This is a genomic window from Streptomyces mayteni (assembly GCF_054783955.1).
Genome location: NZ_BAAGPR010000236.1, coordinates 1 through 3,571, shown reverse-complemented (window position 1 = coordinate 3,571; position 3,571 = coordinate 1). Strand labels below are relative to the sequence as shown.

Here is a 3,571-nt window from a genome sequence, read left to right as displayed (position 1 = left end):
GAAACCACCACCGTGTGCGACACCCCAGGGGTGTTGTCCACAAAACTGGTGATCAACCAGTTCAGGTTCTGCGCCGCCTGGCTCATCGGGCTCACACTAACGCTCCTGATCGTAGGTGTGACCGGGGCCTGAGCCCCGTTCGTCGTTCTGCGCGTCGCGGCTCTTCCCCGCGCCGCGGCCCTGCTCCACCCCGCGGCGCAGGCTGCTGAGCCGGCCGCGGACGTCGTTCGGGTCCCGGGATATCTGAGGACCGCCGGGTTTCGGCTCCGGTATGGGGTGCTCCGTCAGGTTGGCCCGGGGCACTCGCCTCGGGAGCCCCGAGGACGTGGTACCGCCGGTGCGCTCCTCGCGGCGTGGTCCGCGATCCCATCGCACCTCGTCCGACGTCGACGACGCCGGAGCCTCTTCCCGCGGTCGCTGTGCCGAATCCTCCTCGGGCTGCCACTGTCGGTCCCGGCGGGGTAGCCCCGCGCTGGTGGTCGCGGGGTACTGCGCCGCGACCTGGTCTGGTGCAGTGAAGCCTACGCGCTGCTGGGCGCCGGCGGGACCTCCGAGTTGAGATTCCGCCGTCGGCGCGAAACCGCCGAACACCGGTGGTGCGTCGGCCGGTTCACCATACCCGGGGTATGGCACGGGGCCGGCCTCGGGCCGCCCTTCGGCCGACGGCCCGGCCGCGTGCCGCCCGGTGGGCTGGGGTGCGGGGGGCGCGGGAGGCGTGCCGGGGTCGGCCGCGGACGCCGGGGGCGCGCCGGCCGGATCGAGCGCCACCCGGCGCCCACCGCGCAGCAGCGAGCGGCCGACCGGGTCGAGTTCGATGGTGTCGCCGGGGCTCCCGTACCGGGACTCGTCGAAGCCCAGTTCGGCGGCGGCACGGGCGGCGGCCCTGCGGTCGGCCTCGCTGACGTCGACCGAGCCGCCGGCAGTGAGGGCGGGCACGGCCTCGTCGCGCGGGGGCTTGCGGCGCCGACCGGTGCCGCCCGCCAGCGTCAACGTGTCGGGCAGCATCACCAACGAGGTGGTGCCCGACTGTTCGCCCGAGGGCCGCAGCTGGACGCGGATGCCGTGCCGCAGCGAGAGCCGGCCGACCACGAACAGGCCCATCCGCTGGGAGACGGCGGCGTCCACGGCCGGCGGCTCGGCCAGCCGCTTGTTGATCTCGGCGAAGTCCTCCTGGGTGAGGCCGATGCCCTTGTCGTGGATCTCGACCATGATCCGCCCGTCCGGCAGCCGGGTGGCGGTGACCTGAACCCTGGTCTGCGGCGAGGAGAACGTCGTGGCGTTCTCCAGCAGCTCGGCCAGCAGGTGGACGAGGTCGTTGACGACCGAGCCCTGGATCTCGGTCTCGGGGACGCCGGAGATCTCGATCCGGTCGTACGCCTCCACCTCGGAGGCCGCGGCCCGCAGCACGTCGACGAGCGCGACCGGCTGGTTCCAGCGGTTCTCCGGCTCCTCGCCGGCCAACACCAGCAGGTTCTCGCCGTTGCGGCGCATCCGGGTGGCCAGATGGTCGAGCTTGAACAGGTGCTCGAGCTGCTCGGGGTCGGCCTCGCGGTTCTCCAGCTCGCTGATCAGGGTGAGCTGGCGCTCGATCAGTCCCTGGTTGCGGCTGGAGAGGTTGGTGAAGATGGCGTTCACGTTGCCGCGCAACAGGGCCTGTTCCGCGGCGAGGCGGACGGCCTCCCGGTGGACCTGGTCGAACGCGCGGGCGACCTCGCCGATCTCGTCGCGCCCGACGATGCTGATCGGGGCCACCGCGGTGTCGACGTCGCCCGGGCGGGTGCGGGAGAGCTGGTGGACCATCGCGGGCAGCCGTTGTTCGGCGACCTCGGCGGCCGCGGCGCGGAGCTGGCGCATGTCGCGGCTGATGGCGCGGGCCACCAGGCCGGCGAGCACCAGGGCGAGCAGGACGGCGGCCAGCACCGCGACGGAGTTGACGATCATGTCGCGCCTGGCGGCGCCCGCGACGTCCAACGCCTCGTCGACCGCCTCGTCGCCGAGGCTGACCTCGATGTCGCGGTAGGCGTCGAACTCGGCGGTGGCGGCCTGGAACCAGCTGTTCGCGGTGACCCCCTGGGCGGACAGCTGCTCGGGGGTGGCGCCGGAGGAGATCAGCTCGACCATGCTCCGCAGGTCGGGGGCGCCAGGGGCGCCGGCCGCGGCCGCGTCGTTGGCGGCGGCCATCGCCTCGGCCAGCCGCTCGGCGTCCTCCGGGGTGCCGGCGGCGGTGTACTCGGCGCGGGCGATGTTCTCCAGGTAGTCGTAGGAGCCGAAGGCGGTGAGCTGCGCCTCGGTGAGCTGCTCGCCGGGGCCCGGCGCGACCAACAGGTGTGTGCCGATGGACCGTTGCAGCGAGCTGGCGGCCTTGGCCAGCGAGATCGCGTAGACGGTTCGGCCGTAGGAGGTGATGTTGTCGGAGCCCAGGCCGAGTTCGTTGGAGAACGACATCAGCGGGTGCTGGACGGCGACGTAGCCCTCCTCGGTGGCCACGCCCGGCAGGTCGTCGGTGTAGGCGGCGTCGCGCAGCGGCTGGAGCTGGGGCTCGACCTCGGCGACGGCGGCGAGGCGGCGGCGCAGGCTCGCGGTGTCCGGGGCGTCCTGCGCGCGAGCGGAGAACTCCTGGCGCGCCGCGTCGGTGGCCGCCCTGGCCTCGGCGACGGCCTCGGCCGACTGGTCGCCCCGCAGGAGCGGTTGGGCCGTGAGGTCGCGCTCGTCGATCAGCGCGTGCCCGTAGGCCGTGGAGGCGCGCACCAGTTCGGCGATGCGCTCGGCGTCGCCTGCCTCCTGCCAGCGGTCGTAGGAACCCCAGACGCGGAGGCCGCCCAGGAGGAGCGCGACCAGCACGGGGATCAGCAGGATCGCGTAGAGCTTGGTGGCCATCCGCAGGTTGCGGGGGGCGAACCGGGAACCGGCGGGTGGCGGGCGCTCCTGGTCTCCCACGGCACCGGCGGCCGGACCGGGGGCCGCGGCCGGCGGCTGGAACGCGCCCCGACTCGGTTCGCCGTGGGCGGCCGCTTCTCCGGGGAACGGAGGAGTCGCGGAGTTGCGCCTCACAGGCTGTCACCTCTCGGCATTGATTTTCGCCATCGCGGGTGGGCCGGTCACGCCCGGGGGTTGCGTGGATTCCAACACGCCACGCGATGACTTTCCAATCCCCCAAACCGTGCCGATTCCGGCCACCGATCAATGCCCACAAAGCGGGGTATCACACGCGATACCCCACAAAGCCCGGAGGGTTCGTACGCGGAGCGGAGCCGTCCACTTGCGGCCCGTGCAGACAATGTGCGGAATTGCCGGCCGAATTGTTACGAACCCCTGCACGAGAGGCACGGATTCGGTGACGCCGTGACGGATGGCCGTGACGGATGGCACAGCCCGCGCCTCCGGCACAGACAGCACAGCCCGCCGGCTGAGCCGGCGGGCGGCGGGGACGAGCGGGGTGGGCCCGGTCAGTGGAGGCGGGCCAGGAGCGCGTGCTCGACGAGGGTGATCAGGCCGCTCTTGGCCTCGGACCGGTGGCGGGCGTCGGTGGTGATGATGGGGGCGTCGGGGCCGATCTGCAGCGCCTCCCGCA

At 72.9% G+C, this 3,571-nt stretch carries 1 protein-coding gene and 2 pseudogenes; all 3 read right to left on the bottom strand.

Going from position 1 to position 3,571, the window contains the following annotated elements:
* Positions 1–95, bottom strand: a pseudogene (locus ACYVPE_RS39530) (roadblock/LC7 domain-containing protein); the annotation flags it as partial.
* A 1-nt stretch (position 96) separates the two neighbouring features.
* Positions 97–2,877 (bottom strand): sensor histidine kinase, encoded by a 2,781-nt coding sequence (locus ACYVPE_RS39525; RefSeq protein ID WP_461038683.1) that lies wholly within the window; start codon positions 2,875–2,877, stop codon positions 97–99.
* A gap of 569 nt (positions 2,878–3,446) precedes the next feature.
* Positions 3,447–3,571: pseudogene (locus tag ACYVPE_RS39520) on the bottom strand (ATP-binding protein); the annotation flags it as partial.